Source organism: Nitrosopumilus ureiphilus, assembly GCF_013407185.1.
Taxonomy (GTDB): Archaea; Thermoproteota; Nitrososphaeria; order Nitrososphaerales; family Nitrosopumilaceae; genus Nitrosopumilus; species Nitrosopumilus ureiphilus.
In genome coordinates this window covers 2,106,288-2,132,657 of sequence record NZ_CP026995.1, presented here as the reverse complement: position 1 = coordinate 2,132,657, position 26,370 = coordinate 2,106,288, and the positions used below count along the sequence as shown (strand labels likewise).

Below are 26,370 nucleotides of genomic sequence, written 5' to 3'. Positions count from 1 at the left end.
CAATAATTAGTATGAGCAAACCTGGAAATTTATGGAGAAAAGTTCATGGAAGAATTACAAAAAAACCTACAAACTTTTCTTGGTTAATTGAAAACAAATTAGCTGGTTCAGGAATTCCCACAAGTTTTGATGAATTCAATTGGCTTTTAGATCAAGGAGTAAAATCAATTGTTACTATGACTGAGAATGCATTACCTGATAATTGGGTAGAAAATATTGGTTATCTGCATATTCCGACTCCTGATTTTACTGCTCCTGATATGGACAAAATAAATTCAGCAGTAGATTTCATTCATGAACAAATTCAAAATAATCAATCTGTGATGGTTCACTGTGCAGCTGGAATGGGAAGAGCAGGAACAATCCTTGCATGTTATTTTGTAAAATATAAAAAATATACAGCAAAAGATGCAATTAAAAAAATTCGAGATGAAAGACCGGGCTCTATTCAATCTGAAGTACAAGAACTAGCTATAGGTTTTTATGAAAAACATGTGAGAAATTAGTTTTAAACAAATTCAGAAACTAATTTTCCATCTACAACTTTAATTTTCAAAGTTTTATTTTCTTGGAAAATCATAGTTATTCCACCATCTGAATCAGGATCTTCAACTTTAACAAGTTCTAACATTTTGATTGTATCAAATTTTTCCATTCATATTCACCTATTCTGGAATTGATACGGTCTCAATTTTTCCATCAACTGCTTTGATAAACAAAAACCGGTTGTCTTTAAAGATAAAGGTAATTCCTTCTTCTTTATCAGGTTCTTCAACTTCAAGAACTGGTTGTCCTAACAGACCATCATATTTTGCCATTATTGATTCCCTTAAAAAGTTCCTTATATCCCTAATTGATTGTTATTTCAATTTCACTAGAATTATTCTTGATACTTCCAGTTTCTGTATAGTCATGCTTTTGCCAGGATGCAAATGCTTCAGCACCAATCTTGTGTTTACCTTTTCCCAAGTCTGATGCTTTGAAAACAAATTTCTCATCAAAGTCGAAAAGCTCCTGTCTTACCTCTTCTTCAGTTAGTCTGATAAATGGTTCAAAATTTTTAGCTACCTGAACCCAAATTCTCCTATCTTTCATTGGGTTAACAAGTTTAGGATTTCTGGTCCAAAAGATTGATGCCTTTCTATAGGTATCGATGGTCCTACCTAATTCCTTCTTTCTGAATCCACCTGTTATCAATTTAATACCATATTTCATTTTGAATGAAACATCATTGTTATTGTAAGCTTTAGTCCAATTTGCTTCATTGAACGCATTTCTAAGGTCTCCTTCAACTGAAAATTGGACATTAATCTCTACATTTTCATCAGATGAGTACTCATCCTTGGAATTTACTAGTTTTATCTCTGAAATCTTACTTTCTGCCATTCTTACCGCTCATAATGATTTATATCCGCAATAAGTGCTTTTTCTGAATACATGAACGCACAAGTGATCAGTTCTGAACCAAAGGAAATCAGCCTTTCAATCACTGAGACTGATATAGGAATTTTATATATTATTCAACATGAACTCCTAAAAGGATCAAATATTGATTTTGCAGGGGTTATAGTAAAGCATCCTCTTACCAATGAATGCTGGATGAGAATTAACTCCAGTACAAAACCTCTAGGAGAAATTAAAAAAGCAACAAATTCCGCAATAAAAATGGCAGAAGAATTCAAACAACTATTTAATTCTAAAATCAAGGTAAATTAGATTGAAATTTTGCCCCGAATGTGAGGTCAAATTAAAGAAGGGGACTTCTGGTCTTGAATGCTCAAAATGTGGCTATGTGGAAGGACAAAAAGTAACACAGACAAAAAAAATTGTTGATGAAGAAGAACCAGATTTTTCACTTTTAGCTTTTGAAGGGAATGAAGGAGAAGACACACATCCAACAATCAAATTAGACTGTGAAAAATGTGGTCATGATGAGGCAGTTTGGTGGATGTTTCAAACTAGAAGTGCAGATGAACCCACAACTAGATTTTATCGTTGTCAGAAATGTAAATACACCTGGCGTGATTACACATAACGTTTAACTGGAACTTTAAGTCAAGAAAATTGATTTGACTTTTGGAGCAAAAACAAGTGGTTCAGATGATCTAAAGGCAATTATCTCTGCAATATCTACACTTGTTGAAGAAGCTACTTTTGTTGCAACAGCAGAAGGAATTACCTTTAGAGGAATGGATCCATCACATGTTGCTCTAATTGATATATCGTGGCCTAATTCTGCATTTGAAAAATATGAATGTGATAGCGATATTAAATTTGGAGTTAGAATAGATGAGTTTTCAAAACTTATCAAAAGAGCAGATAAAAAAGATAGCATAGAGATTAGTATCTCTGAACAGAATATGTTACTTGTTACAGTTGGAAAAAATAAAAAATACAAAATGCGTTTAATTGAAAGTTCTGCAACAGATACCCCGTTACCAAAAATTCCCTATGATTCTAAAATCGTATTATCTTCTTCAAAGTTTGACAAGATTCTCGGTGATGTACAGGTAGTATCTGATTATCTAACAATTCATACATCTGATTCAAAAGGTGACTTTTCAGGCAAGGGTGATTCTGGAGAGGTAGTAATTGATTTAGACAAAGAAGATGAAGAGATTGAAGAAATTTCTTCAAAAGAAGATAGTGTTGGTACTTACAGCCTTGAATATCTTAATCCTGTAGTAAAGGCAGTAGGTACTACTGCAGGCTTTATCACATGTGAGTTTTCAAGCGCAAAACCTCTTAGAATTGAATTTAAAGTAGCAAATATTGGCAGAATTCACTTCTACTTGGCTCCGCGCGTGGAAAGTTAAAGCATTTAAAGATTAACTAATTCAGGTACTTTGAATTGAGACTCGTAATAAAATATGGTGGAACATCAATTTCTGCTTCCAAAGATATCCAAGCCATAGCTAAACACATTGACTCGTTATCAAAGAAACATCAAATTGTAGTTGTTTGTTCTGCAACAAGTGGAACCACCGATGATCTAATAGAAATATCAGAATCAATTAAAAAAGAAAATAAATCAAAAGCTGAACAACTTGCATCAAAGATTACTAATAGACATAAACAATTAGCAAAACAAACAATCAAAAAATCTGATTTACAAAAAAAATTGCTAAGGAAACTAGATGAAGATTTTGCAGAATTACTTGCTTTAATTGATGGAATGGTATTGCTTGGTGAAGTTACATCGAGATCAATGGATTATCTAATTTCATTTGGTGAAAGGTTATCAATAAAGTTAGTTTCATCAGCAATTAATGATTCAGGAAAAAAATCAATTCCTCTTACTGGAAAAGAAATTGGAATAATTACTGATTCTAATTTTGGTGAATCTAAACCATTAATGGATACAACTAGACTTAGAGTATCAAAGACTGTAGACGATTTATTTTCAAAGAAAACAATTCCTGTAGTAGGAGGATTTGCAGGTGCAGATCAACACGGACATGTAACTACATTTGGTAGAGGAGGTTCTGATTATTCTGCAACAACTATTGGTTCTTGTGTCAAGGCAGATGAAATTTGGTTGATGAGTGATGTAGATGGACTAATGACTGCAGATCCAAAAATTGTAAAAAATGCAAAATTACTCAAGGAAGTATCATACATTGAAGCAATAGAAATGGCTATGTTTGGCGCAAAGCAAATTCATCCACGAACATTTGAGCCCTTACTATCAAAAAAAATTCCAATGAAGATTAGAAATTCCTTTAATGTAAAAAATGAAGGAACTTTGGTAACTGTATCTCCATCAGCTTCTGCAAAAAATACTGTAAAATGTGTAAGTAATGTTCAAAATAATGGCCTAATTGATATTCGAGGAGGCAGTATGGTTGGAACCCCAGGAACTGCAGCTAAAATATTTGAAACTTTGGCAAAATCTGGAATTAATGTAATGATGATCTCACAAAATCCTTCAGAATCAAGTATTACAATTGTGGTAAAAAACACTGATCTTGATAAAGCAGTTAGTGCATTAGAGATGGAATTATTAGGAAAAATTATCAAAAAATTAGAAATTACTACTAATGTGGCCATTATTGCATTGATTGGTTCTGGCATGAGAGGAACAATAGGAGTTGCATCAAGGGTATTTGGGGCAATAGAGAAAAATAAAATCAATGTGTCAATGATAACACAAGGATCATCAGAGCTTAACCTTGCATTTGTGGTAAAAAACTCTGATACAAATTCAGCTGTACGAGCACTACATGACGCATTTGAACTAGATAAAATCAATTGAGACAAAATCATTTAAGGGTATAAACTAAATCAGATTTATTGAAAAAACTAATTGCCATTATACTAATTGGAATTTTTATAATTGGTCTTATTTCAGTCTCTTTAATATCTGATCAATTTGCAGATGCAGGTTCAAGAAAAAAAATTCATTTCACTCAAACTATAACATCTTCTCAAGATCCTGGACGAGGACATGAAAATCATCAATTAGCACTAATTCTTTCTCCAAATGAAGGAACCTTGTATGATGGTTCTATGACATTTACCTCAAGTGTACCTGTTCAGATAGTTGTATTACATGAAATTAATTCACAAGATGCAAAGGGACAACCAACCTGGACTGTTGATGGAAAAACAGTCTATGGATTATCTTTAATTGATTTACAGGAAAAATCTGGATCTTTTGAGTTTACAGGAGCTGCACTTGCATTACATTCTTCAACCTCAAAAGAATTTACTTCAACAGTAAGTGTAGATGGTTGGATACGAGGACAACCTACTGAAGTGATGATGCAAAAAATTGAATCAGAAAAAGAAGAACCAACATCACTACTTTCTAGAACTAATGTACCAGTTACTATTCCAATGCATAAAGGAATCTACAATGGAAATCAAGTTCTGTACATCATTACTGATGGCAGTGATGAAGAATATGCAAAAACAATCTCAGAAAAACAAGGATGGAATATTGAACTTGCTCCAGCTATCTCGAACATTCCAGAAGATACTCTACAAAAAATATTCATTTTTAAAAATGGAGTAAAGGGTGATGGGATCTATGGATTTCAAGACGAAGTATTTTCTAGTACACCTTCACAAGAATCTCAATACAGTGCATTAAATTCTGTAATTGAAGTTACATGGAAAAAAGGTCAAAAAGAAATAGTATTTGAATCTGCAACTGATATTATTGATGCTCAAGAAAAAGGCAGAATCGAGTTTAATGAAACAGGAATTGTACTTAATACTCCTCAAATTACTTGGCCTGATGGACAGATGAAGATACGTTCTGACAAAGAAATTACTGATGATATGCCATATGGCGGAGGACAAATAATTGAAATTAACAAACAAGAATTGACTGTAACTTTTGTTGCCCATAGAGGCTGGGGACCTGATGGAAGAACGATTTACTATATTGTAACTGATGCTACTCCATTAGGACCTGCAGAGACAATGGGTGTGGTTTCATCTCCAACTTCTGCTAATCTTATTGCACATTCTGGAGCAGTTGACCTTTTCCAATTTAAAAATGGAGTAAAAGGATCTGGTCCATTAGGATTCCAAGCAGGAATCGCTGGTGCTTCTCTTGATGATGAAAATTATAGTCCAATGTGGCGAATTTATCTAGTCGAATGGAATGATCCAGAATCCGCAAAAATTTTGGAAACAAAGTCTGATATTGACTCATTTCGTGCTGATGGTTTGTTATCTGTTAGTATTGCCAGACCACTAAACAGTGATCACATAGTAAATTGTCCATTCATAGATCCATTTCAATAGAATTCCCACTAAAGGGATAAATTACTTGGCAAAAAAATTATTGTAAAATTGACTGGTAAACTCTACATTGTTGGTGTTGGCCCTGGACATCATGATCATATGACATTTAGAGCCAAAGAAGTAATTGAAGAAAGTGATACTATTGTTGGCTATGAAACATATGTAAATTTAGTTCAGGATCTAATTGAAGGTAAAACAGTTTACCGTTATGCAATGACACAAGAAGTTGAAAGAGCCCATCAATGCATTGATCTTGCAAAATCTGGAAAAATTGTCTCACTAGTATCGAGTGGAGATCCCGGAATTTATGGAATGGCAGGTTTAATTTACGAAACCCTTGCAGAGTCTAATTGGAATCCTAAAGATGGTCTCCAAGTAGAAATTGTACCAGGCGTATCTGCGCTAAATTCATGCGCTTCAATTATTGGCTCACCATTAATGACTGATTTTGCAGTAGTTAGCATGAGTGATTTACTCGTTCCATGGGAAATAATTGAAAAAAGAGTTGAGGCAGCAGCTCAAGGTGATTTTGTAATTGTCATTTACAATCCTGCAAGCAAGAAAAGAATTCATCAATTACAAGATACAAGAAAAGTTCTTCTAAAATACAGAAAATCTACAACTCCTGTAGCAATAATCAAGGGAGCATTTAGAGAATCTGAAACAATTGTTATGACTGATTTGGAAAACCTACCTAACCATTCTGATAAATTAGGGATGATTAGTACTGTAATTATTGGAAATTCATCAACATACACTTACAAAGATTTGATGATAAATCCAAGAGGATACAAATCAAAATACAATTTAGAAGAACAAACTAATCCGGATCTCAAAGTCTAATAGCTTTTCTTTATTGCATCATTAACTTCTTCACTCAGATTTAGCTTTTCTCTTATGGGAGAAATCACTTTAACTAAATAATTCCCAACTGTTTGTTTCAAATCACTTGGATGTAGTTTCTTTTGAACAAAATCAGTTTCCAGTTGGTTATAATCAGAATATGATACGTTTCCACCAAATTTTTCAGGCCTCTCAACTTTCATCTCATCAAAATCGTGAAAAATTACAGTTCTTACAATCTCTAATAATGGATTATTTTGAATATTTGCTTCTTCACACCATGCCTTGCTAATCTTTTTCTTTATTTCGTCATCAGTATTATGAATAAAAATACCTGAGTTTGGATCAGATTTACTCATTTTACCCAATATTTGAGAATCACTCATGTCTGCAGGTTTTGAAAGTCCAGGTAACAGCTTGTGGTGTACTGCCACAGGAACCTTCCATTTCATTTTAGGAAAAATCTCTCTAACTAACATATGGATTTTTCTTTGATCCATTCCTGCATGAGCAATATCTACATCTAATGAGTGAATGTCTACTGCTTGCATTGCAGGATAGAGTAATTTAGCCAAGTCAATTTTTTTATCATCCTCAGAACGTCCCATTATTGTAAGAGTTCTCATGGTTCTAGCAATTGACATATGTTTTGTAAATCTAACAAGTTCAGACCAATATTCAGCTTTTTCTTCATACAATTTTGATCCTAAGATAATTTGTGCATCTGGACAAACTAACTTGAATGCGTCTTGGTAATATTTTGAAACTTTTGATATTGTTTCCCAATCACCGCCTAGCTTATCATTAATCAACGTGTGCCAATCTGCAAGAAATACTGTACACTTGACACCAGCTTTTACAAAATCATTAATTTTGAAACCTGTACTGATTAAACTACCAAGATGTAAGAAACCAGAAATTTCAAGGCCAATGTAATGTTTAGGTGATGAATTTGATTTGAATAACTCAATTAATTCATCGTGAGTCACTACTTCTTCAGTTGGTGGTCGTTCAATCAGATCTACTTTTTCTGTAATATCCAAATCAAAACAACTTTTATGATCTAAACGTATAAAGTTATTCAAAAAATCTAGATGAATTTGGAAACTTTGAATATGGGATATCACTATTCTCTTTATGACTCTTCAAGACGGATTGAATTTAATAGAAAATTACAAGAAAGCACTCCAAAAATTTCTAGATACATTACCTGAACAATCAGTTCAATTAGGCTCAGAAATGATCAAAACCCTTACAATGAATTCTAAAAATGAAATTGCAAACTTGGATGCAATTGAAAAAGCCCTCAAAAAACCAACAAAATATGAATCTGGTTTATCAGAATAATTTTCTAAATCTTACTTGCAATTCTTTTTGTGTTTTCTCAAATCCTCTTGAGTATCAAATTCAGTTCCACATACTCTACACTTTTCTTTTTTCTTATTATGAGCCTTTTCTTGATGTTTCTTTAATCTTTCAGAATCAGAAAGAACTGTCCCACATTTTTTACATTTTAATTCATTACTACTAGAACCAAATAATCCCATACTGAAAATACTCATACATACTAGAAATAGTTTTTACGTAAAATAATCCTAAATTATCTATTCTACTGATTCATCTAGGTTTTTTCTGGGTTTTGTGCTAAGATAAAATGCATGTGTACTAATGATAAAGGCTGCAAGAAATACCTTAGTTGCAAAAATCAAATTCCATGGTCTATCCAGATCTGGATAAGCAATTGATAATCTATCGATATCTGGAACTACTCCATCAATAATCCCTGCTGTTATTTGTGCATTTAATACTGTAAAATTGTATATCACTTCATAGAGTGTAATGATTGAAAATCCTAGTAACATTAACTGAAGTAATGCCATCTTTGTTCCAATAATTTTATTTCCTGCAGTTCTCCTCCAGCCAATTCTTGAAACACAGTACCACCCAATAATTGTGGAAAAAAATATCCATGTAGATACTCGTGCAAAATTTTCAAATGGAATTGTTGTATTATGAATTGCCTCTCCCATCACATAAGTTCCATTTTCAATCCATTCTATCATTGTAACATATACTCCAAAAACTAGAGATGATAACATAATGAATCCACAGATATAGAAAATATACAGATACACTTTGTAGCCTGAATCTGTTTTTTCAAGATGACGTGGTTTCATAATGCCGTTTGCCAAATTTTGAAATATAAAAATTCATGTTTAATCGATGAGATTTATAGACTAGTTATAAACAGCATTACTGTTGAAGATTGCAATTAACATCCCTATTATAGGCAAAGAAGAGATATCTGCAGTTACCAATATTCTAAAAAATGGCGCTTTAACCTCATCTGCTAGTCAAGGTGGAAAACATGTACAAGAGTTTGAAAGAGCTGCTGCTTCTTTTGTAAAATCAAAATATGCTATTGCAGTAAATTCAGGTACTGCTGCTCTCCAGGCTGCTCTATATGCATTAGATATTAAAAAAGGAGATGAAATTTTAGTTCCATCATTTACTTTTGTTGCAACTGCAAATGCTGTTGTTTCAATTGGAGCTAAACCAGTTTTTGTTGATATTCTCAAAGAAAATTATACTATTGATCCTGATGATTTAGAAAAAAAGATTAACAAAAAAACTTGTGCTATTATCCCTGTTCATCTTTATGGAAATGCAGCACATGTTGAAAGACTTTCTGAAATTTCTAAAAAACATAATATTCCTATCATTGAGGATTCTGCACAATCATTAGGAACAACCTACAAAGGAAAACATACAGGTACTTTCTTTGAAATGGGTTGCTATAGCATGTATCCTGCAAAGGTAATGACTGCTGGTGAAGGTGGATTTATTGTAACTAATAATAAAAAACTCCGAGATAAATTATTGATGATTAGAAATCATGGCATGGTTCACGGATATGATACTAGAATGTTTGGTCTAAATTTACGATTACCTGAAATAAATGCTGCAATTGCAACTGTTCAAATGAAAAAACTTCCAAACTTTTTAAAATCTAGAAAAAAAAATGCAGAGCTATTATCTAAATTAATCTCTGATCTTGATGTTATACTTCCAAAACAAAGAAAAAATGAAAATGTAAATTGGTATCTCTATACAATTGCAACACAAGAACGTGATAAAATTTTAAAAAAACTCAATGAAAAAGGAATTGGTGCTGCATCTTACTATCCAATACCAGTTCACAAAACACCATTTTACAAACTAAAAACTAAACTTCCTACTACTGATTGGGCAGCTTCTCATGTAATTTCTTTGCCAGTTCATCCAGGTGTAACTAAAAAAAATATTGAATTTATTGCAAAAACCCTGCATGAAATACTATGAATGTATTAGCAGAGGCCATTGGAGAAATCTGTAAGGCTGTTTTACCTATACCTGAAGAGTATTTCAAGGGAAATCCAAATTCGTCAATAGCAATTTGTACTCTTTCAAGTATGGATTTACTCAAAAAATTCTCCAATTCTGAAATTCTCAATGACATTTCTATAGTAGGACGACTGTTATCTGAAAATAAAGGAATTGATTCTGTTATTGAATATGTACACAATAATCAAAAAATTAACACAATCGTAGTTTGTGGAAAAGAAGTTTGTGGTCATAAAGCTGGACACTCGTTATTTCAATTACATAAAAATGGCATTGATAAAAACAGTAGGATAATTAATTCGTCTAGTCCTGATCCATATCTTACAGTTTCTGAATTTAAGATAAAATATTTTCAAAATAATGTAAATCTTGTAAATTTGATTAATGAAATTGATTATGAAAGAATTCTATCTAAAATCAACTTTTCCTAATATCCGTTTTTCTGTCTTTCTCTGTTGATTTCATTTTTCTTTTTGTATTCTTCTACAATATCGTCTGGTGTAAGATTAAGTTCAAGTGATGCTTGAACAACAAAATGCCATATGTCAATTAATTCTTCTCTTGCTTCAGCTTCATTAAATTTTGTTGGCGTTTTCCACCATTTCCAATTTGTAGTCCTTTGCAATTCTACTGCTTCATGCATTATTGCAGTACACAATGCAGAAACTCTTCCTTCTGAATCTTTTGGATATCTATCTAAATTCATCATTTTGGATAGACCTTCCTGAAGTTTGAATATTGCATCTAATCTATCTTCAGACATTTCTTGTGTCAAGGATAAATTAATTTGAGAAATAATTGAACTTAAGTCTTTTTAGAAACGGATCATTTTTTCATAAATTTTAACCCGTTTTACAATATCCCCATTTTTGATCTTGAGCAATCCATCTAAACCATACTTTTCAACTGCAAAAGATCCTAATACATTTCCATAAACCACCGCTTTTTTTATTTCAGACATATTGATTGATTTTTTGTTTGCAAGATAACCTATCATGGCTCCTGCAAAAGAGTCTCCTGCACCTGTAGGATCTACTACATCTTCTAACGAAAAACCCGCTGTAGGAAAAATTACATCATCATAAAACATTAGAGAACCGTGCTCACCTTTTTTGATAATTACATATCTTGCTCCCCATTTCATCATTTTTTTTGCACATTTTATCAAGTTGAATTCTTTTGTAAGGAGTTTGGCCTCCTCATCATTTATCACAACTGCATCAACAGCTTTTATCATCTTAATTACTGCATCGCGTTTGGTAGAAATCCAGAAATCTATTGTATCACACATAGAAAATTTTACATTATCAAATTCTTTGATTAATGATGTATTTTGTTCAGGATCATTATTTGCAAGATATACAAATTGAGATTTTCTGTAATCTTCTGGTACAGTTGGTTTAAAATCAGCTAATACATTTAATTCAGTTTTTAAAGTCGATCGAGTACTTAGTGTATCATCATAACTCCCATCATAACGAAATGTTTTACCATCTTTGATAGTCAATCCTTGTAAATCCAAATGTTTTGATAAAATTTTATGATGTTCTTTTGGAAAATCTTTGCCAACTACTGCAATTAATCCTGTATTTACAAAATTACTTGCTGAGATTGCAGCAAAAGTTGCTGCTCCCCCTAAAACATTCTTTAATGTTTTTTTTGGAGTTCTAATTGTATCTAATGCTGTAGAACCAAAAACAGTAAGCATTTACAAAGAAATTAATTTTGATGTATAAATTCTCTTGCCTGTTCTTCTGTTGGATAGTAAACAAATGGAACATCAATAGATGTTATCAGTAAATCATATTTTGTTATACCAGTGATTTTAACTGATTGAGATTCTGCATTATCATTAGAATCTGTATGAAATGTACCTTTTACATAACTGCTATCTAATGGATGCAATGTGAAAGGTTCTAACTTTCCTTTACCAATCATTTCATTATTTGAAATCACAAAGAATTCTGTCTCACCTGCAGTCATAATTAATAATGATGGATTCTCAAAACGTAATTCTATATTATAGTTTGAACTCTTGTCATTTTCATATAATAATTCACTCTGAACAACACTTACTCCTATTTGTGATGCTGAAGCATACTGTGAATATCCAAAAATACTCATGCCTAATACAAAGAGAACAATTAGACCGCCTTTTTTAGATGATTTCATGACTAGTAATAGTAAAATTACATTTTAACTCAAAAGGGAAAAAATTCCAATAAATTGTGTAAAAGTTTTGATCTAATCTTTAAGCTCCTTAGAGCTACCAGAATAAATCAAAATTAAGCGATTATTTTTTGTTGGCTAGAATTAAAGTGAAGCTAGGGGAGAACGAAATTGAAGTTGATTCTAGAGATTTCTATGTTGATAATCAGACATTAGGTGAAATAATTGATAGTATTTCAAATCATTTGCCAGAAAACCAAGCAAAAATTGTTTATGAAACAGAGTCTGTTCAAAAACCATCTCAAACTGAACAAGTGACTCAATACGGTTTAGAATATTTAGATAATGCTGAAGTAAACGAACCAGAATTTGATGAGCCAAAATACATCACATCTGATGAAATTAAAGCAAAATTACGAATTTTAGAAACAAGCCGATTTTTTGATTCGCCAAGAACAGTAACTGAAACTGTTCAACAGCTTAGAGAATATGGTTGGTCTGCAAGTCCATTGGATGTCTCAAAGGCTTTGGCTAAGATGGCATCAAATAAAGAAATCATGAAAAATTCCTATGAAAATAGAACTCACTATTTTGTTGAAGAAGCATTAGTTGCTAACTAAAAAAATTACATTTTTCACAATTAGAAAAAGCCTCACCATCCAAGTGATCAAAATGTGTATTGCATTGATTACATGTATGATGCATATCAAAATATCCGTCCTTTTCAAGTTCCCCTATTCTATTAGATTCAAGATCTGTACTCTTACAATTTATGCAATGACAGCCACATTCAATTTTCATGATTTCTATCCGATATTCATGTATAGATGCAATACCTATACAAATCATTGGAAAAGAAAAGAGAAATTCCTATAGAAATTGATGATCATTTCAAGCTTTTTGGAAAAGAGCCATGGGAAGTAGATTATGGTGAAAAATGCCCTGTTTGTGAAGTTAGAATTGATGAATATGGTTTTTGCTCATGTGGCTCTAGTGGAGATTAACTTTTCTAATTAATGGAACAATAACAATTACCAAAAATCCAATTACCAATGGTGCTATTATTGGAAATTCAGGAACTACCGTAGTCCCAATAATTGTAACTTCACCAGTAGTTTCAGGTCTTATGTTAAGCCATACATGAGTTCCATTATTGATGTATGCATTAAAGTAAATTTTTTCATCATCAAGAAATACCGCATATGGTCCCCATAACAACTCTAATGGAATTATTGTTGTAACAAATCTATTTTTTTCAGAAACATCAAATGTAATACTTTTTGTTGGTTGATCAAATGTAAATTCATCAATATTTGAATGACTTCTCATTTCAACTAGAAATTCTTTATCTTCCCATTTTATGTTTTGATAAATTTTTGGTTCATCAATTGAATATTCTAAAATCATTTCACACCCATGACAATTAATTCCTTTTTTTTCATCTAAATACACTAGTCTTTCATTCGAAAATAACAAATCAACTTCATTTGGTAAAATAAAACTAGTTGTTTCAAGATATCTAAAATCCCATGTCCATACCTTATCTATTTGAGATAATACATCATCAAGGTCATACTCTACAATAGAATTGATTTTAGATGGTAAAATCATCAACCCATCATTATCTCCAATTACTACGAACTGCATTTCTTCATTATTCTCATTTGTAACTGAAATATTTGAAACAGTTCCATCTATGAATTCAATTTGTTTAGGTACATTTGATGATTTAACAATATGCTTAACATGAACATCTCCTACTGAATTTATTTTCACTTCTACAGATTTTTGTATGGCTTTCTCACCAAATGAAATTTGAGCATAAGCTACAGGAATAATTGATATTATCAATAAAACTACTAAAAATCCCCAAATCTTGCTATTCATTTATTCCACTGTTACATGAAGCATTTGTGCTTTTTCCAAAGGACAATCATTACCGTCTCTTTGAAGATTTACAATTTTATCTGCAACATCCATACCATCTATTACTTCTCCAAATACAGTATATTGTCTATCTAAGAATACACTATCTGTAATGACTATGAAAAATTGAGAACCTGCACTATCAGGATCTTGTGATCTAGCCATAGAAACTATGCCTCGCAAATGAGATCTTGAATTAAATTCAGCCTTGATGTTGTATCCAGGTCCTCCCATTCCCCATGAACCTTTGTTATCTGTTTTTGTATTCGGATCTCCTCCTTGAATCATGAATCCAGGAATAACTCTGTGGAAAAGAGTACCAACATAGAATCCATCTTTAGCCAATTTTTCAAAATTTCTAACTGTTTCAGGTGCTAATTCAGGTAGAAGTTTAAATGTGATATTTCCAAGATTGGTTTCAATATTTACTGTACTCAATAGAACTATTTTATTGTCTTATCATAAGAGTCTTTTGTGAAATTTAATTTAAAAATTCTATTTGTTATTTTAACTATGTTGAAAAATTCATAACTATCAGTACGTTTTTCGTTGATGAATTTTTTATTGAGGACTTGAAAAAATTATTATTTTTTCAAAAATTAAAAACCTGAATTTGTTATATGTTACTTTTTAGAATTCCAAAAGTTATAGTCTTATATAGAACAATTAAAGTTTAGAATCTGTTGAATCGTACAAACCAAAGCACGATAATTAAAGAAGCAATTAATTCTTATCTTGACAAAGGGGTAACGGACAAACAGGATATCTACACCAAAGTGGTTGATGAACTTGGTGTTCCAAGACCAACTGTAAGAAGAGTTGCAAGAGATCTGAGAACTGAACTATTGCAAAAAATCCAAATCTTACAATCTGATATGCCTAAAGTAGCAACAACCTCTGAAGAAGACGAATAAATTCGGCTCCTTTTTCTTTTTAATTATTATACCATTTTGTGGTATTCAGCATTACTGTTATAAATAATGAATTTTTTAAATTATCATGGGATATCTGGGCAACCATTTGGCTACTATCATAACCGGTATTTTTGCTGCGGTTCTAACCGGACTATGGCCATACTTTGTTGACTTTGCACCAATTCTAAACTTTGTATTCATCATGGCAGTTCCCATTACATGGTTTTTGACATTCACTTGTTGGATTTCACAAAAAAGTAATGACTATATGCACAAACATGCATCATCTCATGCTCAAACCGAAAAAAAAAGCTTGAGTAATACACAAACCATTCAAACAACAACCAGTGGTAATCAAATTGGTCTTTCAGAAATAAAACAAGTTCAATCTGAATTATCTGCAGAACTTAACAATCTCAAAGAATCTGTAAAACTAAAAGATGGTGAAATTGAAAGATTGAACCAAGAAATTTCTAATTTACAAACACTTGTTCAAATTGAATCATTAAAAACAGAATTAGCCAATCTGAAAATGTTAGCCTCTAAAAGGAAATAAAACAATCAGATCTAATTCTTGCAATGACAACACTCTACATCATGATTTTCCTTACAACTAGGACAACTAACTGCTCCTCCGTAATGACATTTACAAGAACATAATTCAGTAGGTTCTTTTTTCAAACTCAATAAATAATATGAAATAATGTTACTATTTGACTCTTACAATTTCAAGCCAAATGAAATAATTTTTTTAATCATAATCTGTAGTCATTATACAAATCTAAAGCCTATTTTTACAAATTTTGTTATATTAGATTGTTAATTCTTGGAATTTCTAAAAAATTAAACTTGTGGAATCAACTAAAAATTACTAAAATATTATTAATAATTCTACAATTAAAAAACTTCCTATTCATATCAATATCACAAAAATAGTCTTCTAAAGGAAATTAGTTAAAGTAAAACTCTTTCTTCATTTCTTATTATTTCCATAATTCAGATTTTTGATAATCTTTAATTTGTAATCTAAAACAATCTTAGAAATTTATTCTGAAAAAACTCTAAATTATTATGATCATATATGCCAATTCAGAATTCTAATACAAAATTAAAATAATTCTCACTGATAATTCTTTTTTTGAAAATCTTAAAATCATCTCTAAAATCTAATCTTAACGAAATTTAGAGGCCATCTCTAAAGTTTCATCTACCATTTCTTTTAGTCTATTTTGTGCATCAGTATCTGATACAGTGTTTTCCTTAACAGATTCTGTGGTCAAAAACACGGCCTTTGGATTTGTTATTACTCTAAAATATGATAATAACTGAGTGATTAACGTCTGTACATTAACAAAACCAATATTTCCAGAAGCCAAAATTGCTATTCCTGCAACCTTTCCAGCAGTTTTTTTATAATTGATGTACTCAAACAAATTTTTTAATGATGAACTAAAAAATGAATTATAAATTGGTGAGCCAATCAGCCATACATCTGCATCCATTATGTCATTTGCCGCAGTCTTTGTAGATTCATTATATTTCTCATCAGGTCCTCTATAGCATTCGATTTGATCTTCTGATAGATTAATTAATTTTGTATCTTGATTTTTTGATTTTGCATAATCGTAAACATATTTCATAATAATTTGGGTATTGGCATTTTTTCTTGGACTGCCAGAAATCACTACAACTTTCATGTATCAAGCAATTTGTTTTTGTATTTAAGTCTCAAAAAATTTTTAAAATTAAACGGGCTTGGAGGGCTTCGATCCCTCGACCTGTAACTTAGGAGGCTACTGCGCTATCCATGTTGCGCGTCAAAATGACTCTGCGCTACAAGCCCAGCAAAAAAAATACTCTTAATTATTTAAGCGTAATCAAGATTTTCTTTGATCATTTTCTGAATGTTCATCCAATCTTTGTTTTCTTTATCATTCCACTTTTCAAAATATACAACATCTTTTAATTCAAGTCTTGGTAACCAACCTGCAGTTTCAAGATCTGGTTTTTCTGCAAAATCATCAACATATCCTAAACACAAGTATGCAACAGGAATTACATGCTCAGGTAATTCTAGAACCTTTTTTAGAGTTTCATTTGATAGAATGCTTACCCATCCAAGACCTACACCTTCCGTTCTTGCTGATAACCATAAATTTTGGATCGCACAACACACACTGTAAAGACCTGCTTCAGGAATACTTGATCTACCAATTACAAATGGACCAAATTTTGTAGGATCATATGTTACACACAAATTTACTGGAGATTCTGAAATTCCTTCTAACTTGAATGAAAGATACTTTGATCTTTTTGGCTCTTCAATTAGTTGTGATGAACGTTTCTTTTCTTCCTGAAAAGATTCTTTTATCTTCTTTTTTGTTTGATCATCTTTAATTAAAATAAAATTCCACGGTTGTGAAAATCCTACGGATGGAGCATGATGTGCAGCATGAAGAATTTTTGACAAAATCTCATCCTCTATGGATCTTGAGGTAAAATGAGATCTAACGTCTCTTCTTGAATAAATTGCCTTATAGAAGCCTCGTTTTTCGTCATCAGTAAAATCATCTGTCAATACATTTCTCCCTCATTCTTCTTTTGTTAAACGTTAATAATGTCAATCTTTAGTTTTGTACTTCAATGGGCCGGTAGTCTAGCTGGTTAGGATACCGCCTCGACACGGCGGTGATCGTGAGTTCGAATCTCACTCGGCCCACTTTTAATAACCAGTTTTGAATTCTTTTTGTGTTTCACTCCATGAAGATTGGGTAGTGATGCTTCCTTCAACACTAAAACTAGTGATTCTATTATCTATCATTGCTTCATAAATTTCTGAATTAACATCTCCCTTACTTAGAACAAATGTATTTTTTAAAGGAATTTCAGCACCTGCACTAAACAAAGCCCTTCCCGGTAATGCAATATCTGCTGTTGAATAGATTCCTGAACCTAATAATGTCCCATCTCCATAAATCTTGTATTCTATTACTGAAACTGTGAATGTTTTATCAGTTGGATTTTTTACAAGAAAAGTCACATCAAATTTTGCTTGATTGTTTATTGTACTTACATCTCTCAATTCTACATTTGTTAATTCTATCTCAACTTGATTAAGATCTACATTATCAAGACTAGCGTAGTAAACAATTCCTCCCATTAATGCTAAAACACCAGCTACTGCTGCATAAACTGTCATTTTGCTTTGAAGAGCCATTCCATTGTATCAGATTATGTACAACTAAAAAACGTTGTCAAGATCCAAATACATAATATTTAATCTGAAATATCATTATCTATGTCTGCACTAGAACAAGCAATTCTAACATGGATTCATCTTGTTTCAGCTGCAATATGGGTGGGTGGTTCACTTTTCATTGGAATTGTATTTTCTCCACTTCTAAAAACCATGACTAATTCAATCGAAGAAAGAATGCAAATTATGATTCGTGTTGGAAGACGATTTAACAAAATTGCTGTTCCATCATTAATTATTTTGATGGCTACAGGATTATACAGTTCACATATGTTACTTGGTAAACCTGAACTACTTGTCGCAACAAGCTATGGAACATTTCTTATTATCAAAATCATTCTTGTTATTGCATTAATTATTATATATGCAATACACGTAAGGGTAATTCGTAAAGACATTGAAGAAAAAATAATGTCAAACCAAATGCCAGAACCTCAAATTCAAAAATTAAGAAAAAAAATTATCATTCTTGGAGAAATTACAGTAATGTTGTCTGTAGCAATTTTATTTTTTGCATCTTTACTTGACGCTGGAGTTTGAAATTCCCTCAATTATTACTTCAAACCCATCAGCTAACTTTCCAATTCCATACTTACAACCTGTAATTTTTGATGTCACAAACAAATTTGTCTCTAAATGTTTTGTGATATCTTTTATCAAAAATGTTGTTTTTTCGGGACCTAAACTTGCAGGAACTACAATCATGTCTGCTAAATTCTCATCTATTCCTTGTGAATTTTTAATAAATTTCTCAAAATTCAAATCAAAACTTTGTGTTTTTCTGTCAAATAAAGAATCTACTCCAATAATAGAATTTTCATCAATGCTGTAAATTAATAACGATGCGCCAGAATCTAATGCCTCTTGATTTTCAATTTCTATTTCAACATTAAAACTCTCATCAGTTAATTTCTTTTTAATTCGTTCAATTTCTTTTTCAATTATTTCAACTGAAATCTTTGAAAATGTACAAATTAATTTTACATTATTTGTTTTTCTTTTTGAAAATGATATTGATTTTAAATGAGAAGGATAAACTTGTAATTTTACTTCTCCACCACCCTTTGGATAATAACCTCGTTTAATTAATTCAAGGGAAAATTCTATTCCCATTCTAGAGTATGCTTCTTTTAGCACATATTGTGTATAATCAATACTAGGACTCCAAAGAACATCTGTTCCACCCTTTATAGTTAAACTCAGTTTTTTTTGAGAAATTGCAACTACGGGAATTAAAACTTGTAAAATTAAAGCAATACTTCCAGCAGTTCCAACATCCTCACTTAATTCTAAACTTTCAGTATTACCTGGAATGAATTTCAAATCAGTTGAGCCTATTTCTGCCCCAATGACTTTGGCATTTGAAATTTTTTGAAGAATTGTAATAGCTGTTAGATGCTGTGGTCTTAATCCAGGAACTTTCCTATTCTTTCTTATATTTTCTAAATGGATTGATTGTTTTGTAATACATGCAAGTGCGACTGCTGATCGAATTATTTGTCCACCTCCTTCACCATATCCTCCATTAATTTTTAAAAATTCCACAATTTTTTCTCAGTAGTGTTCTTTATGATACTTTTTTTACAAAGAAATTTTCTATATTTCTATATGAATGGACTATTAATAGGAAGATTCCAACCTTTTCACTTGGGTCATCTTGAGGCATTACGCTTTGCATTATCTAAAGTGGATAAATTATGGATTGGTTTAGGCAGCTCCAACAAACCTCCAGAAAAAAATAATCCTTTTTCTGCTGAAGAACGTAAAGAAATGATTCTATCTTCAATTGATGATGCAATGAAAAATAGAATTTCAATTTATTTTATTCCTGATTTGGATAATCATGTAAAATGGATTGAAAAGATCGATACAATTGTACCAAAATTTGATATAGTTTTCTCAAATGATGAATTAACAAAACATCTGTATTCAAAAAGGACTGTTCAAGTTATTTCAATTCCATTTTTAAAAAGAGATGAATTATCTGGAACCAATATACGAGATCTGATTATTAGCGATCAAAAATGGGATCATCTTGTTCCTAAAGGCACAAAAAATTTTTTGATTAACACTAGCGCTAATGATCGTTTGAAAAATCTCTAATTATAAATAAACCCCATATTACACTGACAGATAGATAACATATGGAATATCTTTCAATGCTTCCAGGTCCTACAAATGTACCTAATAGAGTAATGAGGGCAATGCTTGCACCCATTATTAATCACAGAAGCGATGATTTTGTTGAACTATACACTGACGTAGTAGAAAAAACTCAACAAGTATTTGAAACAAAAAATGATATTGTAGCTTTATCTGCATCTGGAACTGGTGCTGTTGAAGCAGGAGTTGTAAATTTAGTTAAAAAAGGTGATAAAATCATCATTCCTGTCAATGGAGAATTTAGTAATAGATTGGCCCAACTTATTGAAGGACAAGGAGCTAATGTTGTTAAACTTCAAACCCCACCGGGAGAAAATGCAACGTTTGATCAAGTTAAAGAGGCATTTGATAACAATAAAGATGTAAAAGCATTTTATGTTGTCCACAATGAAACTTCTACTGGAACTATGGTGAATTATCTCGATAAAGTATCTGACTTGACATCTAGAAACGATGCATTCTATGTTGTAGATTCTGTTTCATTACTTGGTGGCGCTCAACTACCAGTCGATAAATGGAATATTGATGTATGTATGACTGGTGCACAAAAAGCAATAGCTGCTCCACCTGGTATTTCACCAATCTCTGTTAGTCCTAAAGCCAAAAAATACATGATAGAAAATCCACCATCTACAATGTATTTCAATTTAGCAAGATATTTCAAATATTATGATGAGGAAAAACACACTCCTTTCACACCTGCACTTCCATTACTTTATGCATACAGAGAAGCATTATCAATAATGCTGGAAGAAGGATTACAAAATGTCTTTAAACGTCATAAAGTTTGTTCAGATGCATTATACTCTGGACTAAGTGCAATGGGTCTTACTCCATTTGCAAAAGAAGAAGATCGTTCAATCTCAATTGTTGCATTAAATTACTTGGATGGACTTGAAGACAAAACATTCAGAAATACACTTGCTGACAAATTCAAAGTTTTAGTTGCTGGTGGCTTTGGTAATCTTAAAGGTAAAGTATTCAGAGTTGGATGTATGGGAGAAGTCAGTTCATATCATGTAATGAGAACTATTTCTGCAATTTCATCTACATTAGCAATGATGGGATATGATATCGATGCTCAAGCAGGACTAAAAACTGCAGAAGAAAAACTAAAAGCTCTCTAAACCCTGTTAACTTAATATAAGGAAATTCGAGACCGATCACATTGACTTTCAATAAAGGATCATTAATTCTAGTGGATTATACTGCAAAGGTAAAAGACACTGATGAAATTTTTGATACCACTATTGAAGAAGATGCAAAAAAACATTCTATCCATGAACAAAATGTAAAATATCAACCAAAATTAGTTTCAATTGGAGAAGTAAGTTATCCTGTTCTAAAAGGATTGGATGAAGCACTTGCAAAAACATCAGCTGGAGATAAACTCACAGTAGAAGTTACACCCGACAAAGGTTTCGGTGAAAGAGATTCTGGTAAAGTCAGAATGATTCCACTTAGAAAACTAGGTGAGGATGCAGAGAAAGTTTCTGTAGGTGATACAATTGAAGTTGATAATAAAAGAGGAATTATTCGTTTTATCGGTTCTGGTAGAGTGCAAATAGACTACAACCACCGATATGCTGGAAAAACTATTCTATTTGATGTAAATGTAATTAAATCTCTTGATTCTCCAAGTGACAAAATTGATGGAATTCTAAAGAATAGACTACCAGTAGAAGATACAAAAATTTCATTTGATTTGAAGGATAAAGAAGTAAGTATCACAATTCCTGAAGAAATTTTACGTGCTGATGGCTTACAAATTATGAAACATTTTATTCAATTAGATATTTTCAAGTTTGTTCCAACATTGGAAAAAGTGAATTTCATTGAAACACATGTAAATAAACAAATTCAAGAAAAGAAAGATGAAAAAATAGAAAAAACCCCTGAACAAAAAACCACTTAAATTACTTTAGTGCTCTTTGCAAGATTCATTGCTTTGTTTTCTGTCATTTCGATCTCTTTTAGAATTGTATACCTTTCAGGCCTCAACTCTTGTGCAATTACTAGTGCATCAATAATTTGTTCATTTTTCAAGCCAATTTGTTTTGCAGTTGTTGGTGCACCAAGATCTTTGAGAGTCTTGACAATTTTTTTCCAATCTTGACCTTGAAGTTTTGCAATCATAATAGAGCCTAATCCACATTTTTCACCATGTAATCCTTTTCCAGGTGCAATCTTATCTAATGCATGAGAAAAAAGATGTTCTGCACCCGAACATGGTCTACTACTACCTGCTATACATGATGCAACTCCTGCACTAATGAGAGCTTCTACAATCACTCTTGCATCAAGTCCTTTTTTGGCATATTTGCTTGAATTTTCCATTACTATATTTGCACTCATTAGTGCCAAATTTGCTGAATATCTACCATAATACTCCCCAGTTTTTTCATGACCTAATTGCCAATCCTTTACTGCGATAATGTTTGCAATTAGATCACCACATCCACTTGAAAGCAATCTAGTAGGTGCTTTTTTTATAATATCAATATCTACAAAAACTCCTAATGGGGCACTTGCAACAATAGAATGAGGCTTGTCTGTTTTTACTGAAACAAATGGACTTGCCATTCCATCATGCGATGCTGCAGTTGGTACACTGACAAATGGTATATCTAAATTAAAAGAAACCATTTTGGCAGTATCTACAGAACGACCTCCTCCAATTCCTGCTACAATATCACTATGATCTTTTTTGACGTCTTTTTCAATTTTATTTAGATTAGCAATCTGATTGTCTTTTGATAAATGCCAAACAAACTGAATTTTTTTTGATTTTAGTGATTTTTCAATTTTTTCTTTAAGAATTTTTTTTACATGAATTCCTGATATGAGGGATACTTTTTTTGATTTAGTTAGATTATAGAGAAAATCACCAAATTCAGAGATATTTTTTTCACCCACAACAATCTGTCTTGGCAATTCCATAGTATGTGATTGCATGCGATCCTGATTTTTTGTCATTATTTATGATTTCAAGTGATCAAAAAGTTATTTAAAAGGGTGAGATGCCATTCACTTTATCTTAAAAGGTGTATTTTTGTCAAACAATGTTGAAGAAAAAATTCTGCACGGGACTACCACTGTAGGTATCAAGGCTAAAGATGGTGTTGTATTATGTGCTGATATGAGAGCCAGTGCAGGCTATTTTATCGCAAATAACAACACAATGAAAATCCAGAAAATTGATTTACATGCAGGATTGACTCTGGCTGGTGGTGTTGCAGATGCCCAAAACATTGTTGATATTTTACGTTACCATGCAAATCTTCATAGAGTTGAAAAACAAGGTCCAATTTCTATTCACTCACTTTCAAGACTTTGCTCATTGATATTCCATCAAAATAGAGGTTATCCATTTATGGCTGATATCCTAGTTGGAGGTTATGATGCAAATGGTCCTGCTTTATTTAATATTGATATGTTTGGTTCAGTTGAAGAAAAATCATATGTTACAACAGGTAGCGGTTCACCAGTAGCTTATGGTTTACTTGAAGAAGAATATAGAGAAGATCTTACAGTTGAGGAAGCAAAGAAAATAGCTCTACGAGCTGTTAAAGCCGCAATTGTTAGAAACATTGGAACAGGCGATGGGATTAACATCGCAATAATGGATAAAGATGGATTCCGTCTTTTGACAGATGAGAAAAAGAAAGCAGTTATCGAACTTTAGTGATTTAATGCAAAGAAAACAACAACAAAAAGAATTACCTCCTAGTAGCCAGAATATAATGGCAACCATACTGCAAAGTATACCAAAAGAGGCAAGTGTTACAAAAATAGAATACGAAGGACCAAGAATTGCTCTTTATACAAACTCTCCTCGATATCTTATGGAAAACAATGAAACAATTTCAAATCTAGTAAATATTATCAAAAAAAGAATTGTTGTAAGAACTGACGAATCAATTAGAAAACCTGAAGATGAAGCAAGACGAATAATTGCAGAATGTGTTCCAGAAGAAGCAAAACTACAGGGAACAATATTTGATACTGCTACTGGCGAAGTCTCAGTTGAAGCAAAAAGACCTTGGTTACTACAAAGAAATGCAAAAGAATTCAATCATGCTGAAGTTACAGAAAAAATGGGCTGGAAATTACGCATTAGAAAAGCTACTACTATACCTTCACGAACAATTCAAACAATCAATGCAACTCTCAAACAATCCTCTGCTGAGAGAAGTAAACAACTCAAACAGGTAGGCGATGAAATTTTTCGTCCCCGATTATCCCAAAGAACTGAAGTTTCTCTTTATACCCTTGGTGGCTTTGGTCAAGTTGGAAGATCTTCTTTATTATTATCTACTCCTGAAAGCAAGATCTTAATTGACTGTGGAATAAATCCTGGTGCTCGCTCTCCAATGGATGCATATCCTAGGTTAGATTCTCTAAATATCACACTTGATGAACTTGATGCAATAGTTATTGGACATGCACACTTGGATCATACTGGATTTTTACCAGCTTTGTGCAAATATGGCTATAAAGGCCCAATCTATTGTACTGAACCAACTCTGCCTATGATGAATCTGATTCAATTAGATGCAATCAAAGTAGCTGCTGCTCAAGGTAGAACTCCAATTTATTCTGAAAGAGATGTAAAACAAATCATGAGACAGACTATCACATTACCTTATGGAACTGTAACTGATATTTCTCCGGATATCAAATTGGTCCTTGCAAATGCAGGTCACATACTTGGTTCTGCATTATGTCATTTTCATATTGGAAATGGTGATCATAACTTTGTTTATTCAGGAGATATTAAATTTGGAAAAAGTATTTTGTTTGAAGCAGCAAGTTGGAATTTCCCTAGAGTAGAAACATTATTGATAGAAAGTACATACGGACTAAAAGAAGACATTCAACCAACAAGACAAGAGGTAGAATCTGCTTTCATTAATGCAGTTAACAACACTTTGGCAGATGGAGGTAAAGTTTTGATTCCAATTCCAGCAGTTGGACGTGCACAAGAAATTATGATGGTAATTGATCACTATATGAAATCAGGAGAAATGATTGAAGCTCCAGTATTTACAGAAGGAATGATATCTGAGGCATCTGCAATCCATGAATCGTATCCTGAATATCTTGCAAGAGAACTAAAACAAAAAATCTTGGAGACTGATGACAATCCATTTGATTCAGAATATTTCACTAACATTGAACACGGCGACGCTAGAGAAGAACCAATGAGGGAAAACTCTCCATGTATTATCTTGGCAACATCAGGAATGTTGGAAGGTGGACCTGTTTTAGAATATTTCAAAAATATTGCTCCTGACAAAAAAAGTAAAGTACTATTTGTTTCCTATCAAGTTAATGGAACTTTAGGAAGAAGAGTTCTTGATGGTTCTAAACAAGCAACTATGTTAGGAAAAGAAGGGAAAGTTGAAGTTGTTACAATCAATTGTGGTGTTGAAAAATTAGATGGATTCAGTGGTCACAGCGATTATAATCAATTAATGTCATTTGTACAAAGATTAAGACCGAAACTTCGAAGGGTGTTAGTTAATCACGGAGAACGCAAAAAATCAGAAAATCTTGCAATGAATATTAGACGAATGTATAGAGTGCCTGCTCATTATCCTCAAATTCAAGAAGCAATTAAATTATTTTAGATCATACTCTGGTTTCCAGATTTTTATGTTAGATGGAGCAACAATAATTCTTTCTTCACCTAACCTTGCAATATCTGCATCAGCAGCTTTTGCAATAGAATACAATTCTTCAACAACTTTTCTTAATTGTTCCACATCCTTCTGAGCTAATGGTGTAACTCTTAAAATCAGAATCATCTCTTTTTTGATGTCTTCTTTAATGGAATGAACATCACTGATGTCTCTAATCGTTATAGCCTTGAGATATGTGTGGCTTTGTTGTTTTTGCATCCTTATTGAAAATGCGATCTACTCCTTCAAAAACTCTTCTTTAATTCTAACTAAT

37 protein-coding genes and 2 tRNA genes are annotated in these 26,370 nt (G+C 32.1%); 21 read left to right on the top strand and 18 right to left on the bottom strand.

Going from position 1 to position 26,370, the window contains the following annotated elements:
• Positions 1 to 11: 11 nt before the first annotated feature.
• Positions 12 to 506 (top strand): dual specificity protein phosphatase 23, encoded by a 495-nt coding sequence (locus tag C5F50_RS12755; RefSeq protein WP_179371663.1) that lies wholly within the window; start codon positions 12 to 14, stop codon positions 504 to 506.
• Positions 507 to 508: 2 nt separating this feature from the next.
• On the opposite strand, the gene C5F50_RS12750 is transcribed toward C5F50_RS12755, so the two are convergent.
• From C5F50_RS12750 to C5F50_RS12740, 3 genes are read right to left on the bottom strand one after another with little or no spacing between them, the layout of a single operon-like run.
• A complete protein-coding gene (locus C5F50_RS12750; RefSeq protein ID WP_179371662.1) occupies positions 509 to 655 on the bottom strand; it encodes a hypothetical protein in 147 nt (48 codons plus the stop codon).
• A gap of 10 nt (positions 656 to 665) precedes the next feature.
• Positions 666 to 818: a hypothetical protein gene (locus C5F50_RS12745; protein WP_008298315.1), complete on the bottom strand. Its 153-nt coding sequence runs from the start codon at positions 816 to 818 to the stop codon at positions 666 to 668.
• Between the two features lie 31 nt (positions 819 to 849).
• Positions 850 to 1,386: a hypothetical protein gene (locus C5F50_RS12740; RefSeq protein WP_179371661.1), complete on the bottom strand. Its 537-nt coding sequence runs from the start codon at positions 1,384 to 1,386 to the stop codon at positions 850 to 852.
• Positions 1,387 to 1,437: 51 nt separating this feature from the next.
• On the opposite strand from C5F50_RS12740, the gene C5F50_RS12735 reads away from it, so the two are divergent.
• From C5F50_RS12735 to cobJ, 6 genes are read left to right on the top strand one after another with little or no spacing between them, the layout of a single operon-like run.
• On the top strand, positions 1,438 to 1,716 hold the full coding sequence (locus C5F50_RS12735) for an RpoL/Rpb11 RNA polymerase subunit family protein (protein ID WP_179371660.1): 279 nt from the start codon (positions 1,438 to 1,440) through the stop codon (positions 1,714 to 1,716).
• Between the two features lies 1 nt (position 1,717).
• Positions 1,718 to 2,035: a transcription factor S gene (locus tag C5F50_RS12730; protein ID WP_179371659.1), complete on the top strand. Its 318-nt coding sequence runs from the start codon at positions 1,718 to 1,720 to the stop codon at positions 2,033 to 2,035.
• Positions 2,036 to 2,069: 34 nt separating this feature from the next.
• Positions 2,070 to 2,816 carry a proliferating cell nuclear antigen (pcna) gene (gene pcn, locus C5F50_RS12725; RefSeq protein WP_048114622.1) on the top strand — a complete coding sequence of 249 codons (747 nt, stop codon included), beginning with the start codon at positions 2,070 to 2,072 and terminating at the stop codon, positions 2,814 to 2,816.
• Positions 2,817 to 2,851: 35 nt separating this feature from the next.
• Entirely contained in the window at positions 2,852 to 4,255 is a 1,404-nt protein-coding gene (locus tag C5F50_RS12720; protein WP_179371658.1) for an aspartate kinase, read from the top strand.
• A 38-nt stretch (positions 4,256 to 4,293) separates the two neighbouring features.
• A complete protein-coding gene (locus tag C5F50_RS12715; protein ID WP_179371657.1) occupies positions 4,294 to 5,757 on the top strand; it encodes a DUF7482 domain-containing protein in 1,464 nt (487 codons plus the stop codon).
• 48 nt (positions 5,758 to 5,805) lie between these two features.
• On the top strand, positions 5,806 to 6,600 hold the full coding sequence (gene cobJ, locus C5F50_RS12710) for a precorrin-3B C(17)-methyltransferase (RefSeq protein ID WP_179371656.1): 795 nt from the start codon (positions 5,806 to 5,808) through the stop codon (positions 6,598 to 6,600).
• Here cobJ and C5F50_RS12705 read toward each other — a convergent pair.
• The gene (locus C5F50_RS12705; RefSeq protein WP_179371655.1) at positions 6,597 to 7,643 is read right to left on the bottom strand and encodes a tyrosine--tRNA ligase; all 1,047 of its coding nucleotides are present in this window, start codon (positions 7,641 to 7,643) and stop codon (positions 6,597 to 6,599) included. The genes cobJ and C5F50_RS12705 overlap by 4 nt on opposite strands.
• Before the next feature lie 94 nt (positions 7,644 to 7,737).
• On the opposite strand from C5F50_RS12705, the gene C5F50_RS12700 reads away from it, so the two are divergent.
• Positions 7,738 to 7,947, top strand: a complete 210-nt coding sequence (locus tag C5F50_RS12700) for a hypothetical protein (protein WP_179371654.1) — start codon at positions 7,738 to 7,740, stop codon at positions 7,945 to 7,947.
• An 11-nt stretch (positions 7,948 to 7,958) separates the two neighbouring features.
• Here the strand turns inward: C5F50_RS12700 and C5F50_RS12695 are convergent, their stop codons facing one another.
• Positions 7,959 to 8,147: a C2H2-type zinc finger protein gene (locus C5F50_RS12695; protein WP_179373035.1), complete on the bottom strand. Its 189-nt coding sequence runs from the start codon at positions 8,145 to 8,147 to the stop codon at positions 7,959 to 7,961.
• A gap of 57 nt (positions 8,148 to 8,204) precedes the next feature.
• Positions 8,205 to 8,777: a hypothetical protein gene (locus C5F50_RS12690; RefSeq protein ID WP_179371653.1), complete on the bottom strand. Its 573-nt coding sequence runs from the start codon at positions 8,775 to 8,777 to the stop codon at positions 8,205 to 8,207.
• Positions 8,778 to 8,859: 82 nt separating this feature from the next.
• Between C5F50_RS12690 and C5F50_RS12685 the strand changes: the two genes are divergently transcribed.
• Both C5F50_RS12685 and C5F50_RS12680 read left to right on the top strand, forming a co-directional pair.
• Entirely contained in the window at positions 8,860 to 9,942 is a 1,083-nt protein-coding gene (locus tag C5F50_RS12685) for a DegT/DnrJ/EryC1/StrS family aminotransferase (RefSeq protein WP_179371652.1), read from the top strand.
• Positions 9,939 to 10,415: a tetrahydromethanopterin S-methyltransferase subunit A gene (locus C5F50_RS12680; RefSeq protein ID WP_179371651.1), complete on the top strand. Its 477-nt coding sequence runs from the start codon at positions 9,939 to 9,941 to the stop codon at positions 10,413 to 10,415. Before C5F50_RS12685 ends, C5F50_RS12680 begins: the two co-directional genes overlap by 4 nt.
• Here the strand turns inward: C5F50_RS12680 and C5F50_RS12675 are convergent.
• From C5F50_RS12675 to C5F50_RS12665, 3 genes are read right to left on the bottom strand one after another with little or no spacing between them, the layout of a single operon-like run.
• Positions 10,412 to 10,747: a dUTPase gene (locus C5F50_RS12675; protein WP_179371650.1), complete on the bottom strand. Its 336-nt coding sequence runs from the start codon at positions 10,745 to 10,747 to the stop codon at positions 10,412 to 10,414. The genes C5F50_RS12680 and C5F50_RS12675 overlap by 4 nt on opposite strands.
• Before the next feature lie 51 nt (positions 10,748 to 10,798).
• Positions 10,799 to 11,692 carry a PfkB family carbohydrate kinase gene (locus C5F50_RS12670; RefSeq protein WP_179371649.1) on the bottom strand — a complete coding sequence of 298 codons (894 nt, stop codon included), beginning with the start codon at positions 11,690 to 11,692 and terminating at the stop codon, positions 10,799 to 10,801.
• 11 nt (positions 11,693 to 11,703) lie between these two features.
• Positions 11,704 to 12,156: a hypothetical protein gene (locus tag C5F50_RS12665; RefSeq protein WP_179371648.1), complete on the bottom strand. Its 453-nt coding sequence runs from the start codon at positions 12,154 to 12,156 to the stop codon at positions 11,704 to 11,706.
• 131 nt (positions 12,157 to 12,287) lie between these two features.
• Between C5F50_RS12665 and C5F50_RS12660 the strand changes: the two genes are divergently transcribed.
• Both C5F50_RS12660 and C5F50_RS12655 read left to right on the top strand, forming a co-directional pair.
• Positions 12,288 to 12,773: a hypothetical protein gene (locus C5F50_RS12660; RefSeq protein ID WP_179371647.1), complete on the top strand. Its 486-nt coding sequence runs from the start codon at positions 12,288 to 12,290 to the stop codon at positions 12,771 to 12,773.
• Positions 12,774 to 12,980: 207 nt separating this feature from the next.
• Positions 12,981 to 13,157: a hypothetical protein gene (locus tag C5F50_RS12655; RefSeq protein WP_179370585.1), complete on the top strand. Its 177-nt coding sequence runs from the start codon at positions 12,981 to 12,983 to the stop codon at positions 13,155 to 13,157.
• Here the strand turns inward: C5F50_RS12655 and C5F50_RS12650 are convergent.
• On the bottom strand, positions 13,144 to 14,040 hold the full coding sequence (locus C5F50_RS12650) for a hypothetical protein (protein WP_179371646.1): 897 nt from the start codon (positions 14,038 to 14,040) through the stop codon (positions 13,144 to 13,146). The two genes, C5F50_RS12655 and C5F50_RS12650, sit on opposite strands and share 14 nt — an antisense overlap.
• Positions 14,041 to 14,517: a peptidylprolyl isomerase gene (locus C5F50_RS12645; RefSeq protein ID WP_179371645.1), complete on the bottom strand. Its 477-nt coding sequence runs from the start codon at positions 14,515 to 14,517 to the stop codon at positions 14,041 to 14,043. It abuts the gene before it with no gap.
• 245 nt (positions 14,518 to 14,762) lie between these two features.
• Between C5F50_RS12645 and C5F50_RS12640 the strand changes: the two genes are divergently transcribed.
• Both C5F50_RS12640 and C5F50_RS12635 read left to right on the top strand, forming a co-directional pair.
• Complete coding sequence (locus C5F50_RS12640) at positions 14,763 to 14,993, top strand: hypothetical protein (RefSeq protein ID WP_179371644.1); 231 nt, start codon at positions 14,763 to 14,765, stop codon at positions 14,991 to 14,993.
• 85 nt (positions 14,994 to 15,078) lie between these two features.
• Entirely contained in the window at positions 15,079 to 15,549 is a 471-nt protein-coding gene (locus tag C5F50_RS12635; RefSeq protein ID WP_179371643.1) for a hypothetical protein, read from the top strand.
• A 616-nt stretch (positions 15,550 to 16,165) separates the two neighbouring features.
• Here the strand turns inward: C5F50_RS12635 and C5F50_RS12630 are convergent.
• The 3 genes from C5F50_RS12630 to bluB form a co-directional block, all read right to left on the bottom strand.
• On the bottom strand, positions 16,166 to 16,690 hold the full coding sequence (locus C5F50_RS12630) for an NADPH-dependent FMN reductase (protein ID WP_179371642.1): 525 nt from the start codon (positions 16,688 to 16,690) through the stop codon (positions 16,166 to 16,168).
• A 53-nt stretch (positions 16,691 to 16,743) separates the two neighbouring features.
• Positions 16,744 to 16,836: transfer RNA gene (locus C5F50_RS12625), tRNA-Arg, on the bottom strand.
• A 24-nt stretch (positions 16,837 to 16,860) separates the two neighbouring features.
• The gene (gene bluB / locus C5F50_RS12620; protein ID WP_179371641.1) at positions 16,861 to 17,571 is read right to left on the bottom strand and encodes a 5,6-dimethylbenzimidazole synthase; all 711 of its coding nucleotides are present in this window, start codon (positions 17,569 to 17,571) and stop codon (positions 16,861 to 16,863) included.
• 67 nt (positions 17,572 to 17,638) lie between these two features.
• Between bluB and C5F50_RS12615 the strand changes: the two genes are divergently transcribed.
• Positions 17,639 to 17,712 (top strand) — tRNA-Val (locus C5F50_RS12615).
• Between the two features lie 3 nt (positions 17,713 to 17,715).
• On the opposite strand, the gene C5F50_RS12610 is transcribed toward C5F50_RS12615, so the two are convergent.
• Positions 17,716 to 18,210, bottom strand: coding sequence for a hypothetical protein (locus C5F50_RS12610; RefSeq protein ID WP_246282075.1), 495 nt, complete (start codon positions 18,208 to 18,210; stop codon positions 17,716 to 17,718).
• Positions 18,211 to 18,291: 81 nt separating this feature from the next.
• On the opposite strand from C5F50_RS12610, the gene C5F50_RS12605 reads away from it, so the two are divergent.
• Entirely contained in the window at positions 18,292 to 18,789 is a 498-nt protein-coding gene (locus tag C5F50_RS12605; RefSeq protein WP_179371640.1) for a CopD family protein, read from the top strand.
• Here the strand turns inward: C5F50_RS12605 and rtcA are convergent.
• Positions 18,769 to 19,794, bottom strand: coding sequence for an RNA 3'-terminal phosphate cyclase (gene rtcA / locus C5F50_RS12600; protein WP_179371639.1), 1,026 nt, complete (start codon positions 19,792 to 19,794; stop codon positions 18,769 to 18,771). The genes C5F50_RS12605 and rtcA overlap by 21 nt on opposite strands.
• A gap of 63 nt (positions 19,795 to 19,857) precedes the next feature.
• Between rtcA and C5F50_RS12595 the strand changes: the two genes are divergently transcribed.
• Genes C5F50_RS12595 through C5F50_RS12585 form a run of 3 tightly spaced genes read left to right on the top strand, consistent with a single transcriptional unit; the run spans position 19,858 to position 22,327 of the window.
• Positions 19,858 to 20,352: a nicotinamide-nucleotide adenylyltransferase gene (locus tag C5F50_RS12595; protein WP_179371638.1), complete on the top strand. Its 495-nt coding sequence runs from the start codon at positions 19,858 to 19,860 to the stop codon at positions 20,350 to 20,352.
• A gap of 41 nt (positions 20,353 to 20,393) precedes the next feature.
• Positions 20,394 to 21,539, top strand: a complete 1,146-nt coding sequence (locus C5F50_RS12590) for a pyridoxal-phosphate-dependent aminotransferase family protein (RefSeq protein WP_179371637.1) — start codon at positions 20,394 to 20,396, stop codon at positions 21,537 to 21,539.
• A 41-nt stretch (positions 21,540 to 21,580) separates the two neighbouring features.
• Positions 21,581 to 22,327, top strand: a complete 747-nt coding sequence (locus tag C5F50_RS12585; RefSeq protein ID WP_179371636.1) for a peptidylprolyl isomerase — start codon at positions 21,581 to 21,583, stop codon at positions 22,325 to 22,327.
• Here the strand turns inward: C5F50_RS12585 and C5F50_RS12580 are convergent.
• Positions 22,324 to 23,388, bottom strand: coding sequence for an NAD(P)-dependent glycerol-1-phosphate dehydrogenase (locus tag C5F50_RS12580; protein ID WP_179371635.1), 1,065 nt, complete (start codon positions 23,386 to 23,388; stop codon positions 22,324 to 22,326). The two genes, C5F50_RS12585 and C5F50_RS12580, sit on opposite strands and share 4 nt — an antisense overlap.
• 76 nt (positions 23,389 to 23,464) lie before the next feature.
• On the opposite strand from C5F50_RS12580, the gene psmB reads away from it, so the two are divergent.
• A complete protein-coding gene (gene psmB, locus C5F50_RS12575) occupies positions 23,465 to 24,097 on the top strand; it encodes an archaeal proteasome endopeptidase complex subunit beta (protein WP_179371634.1) in 633 nt (210 codons plus the stop codon).
• Positions 24,098 to 24,104: 7 nt separating this feature from the next.
• Complete coding sequence (locus tag C5F50_RS12570) at positions 24,105 to 26,045, top strand: beta-CASP ribonuclease aCPSF1 (RefSeq protein WP_179371633.1); 1,941 nt, start codon at positions 24,105 to 24,107, stop codon at positions 26,043 to 26,045.
• Here the strand turns inward: C5F50_RS12570 and sepF are convergent.
• Positions 26,037 to 26,315 (bottom strand): cell division protein SepF, encoded by a 279-nt coding sequence (gene sepF / locus C5F50_RS12565; RefSeq protein ID WP_179371632.1) that lies wholly within the window; start codon positions 26,313 to 26,315, stop codon positions 26,037 to 26,039. The genes C5F50_RS12570 and sepF overlap by 9 nt on opposite strands.
• Positions 26,316 to 26,370: the final 55 nt, after the last annotated feature.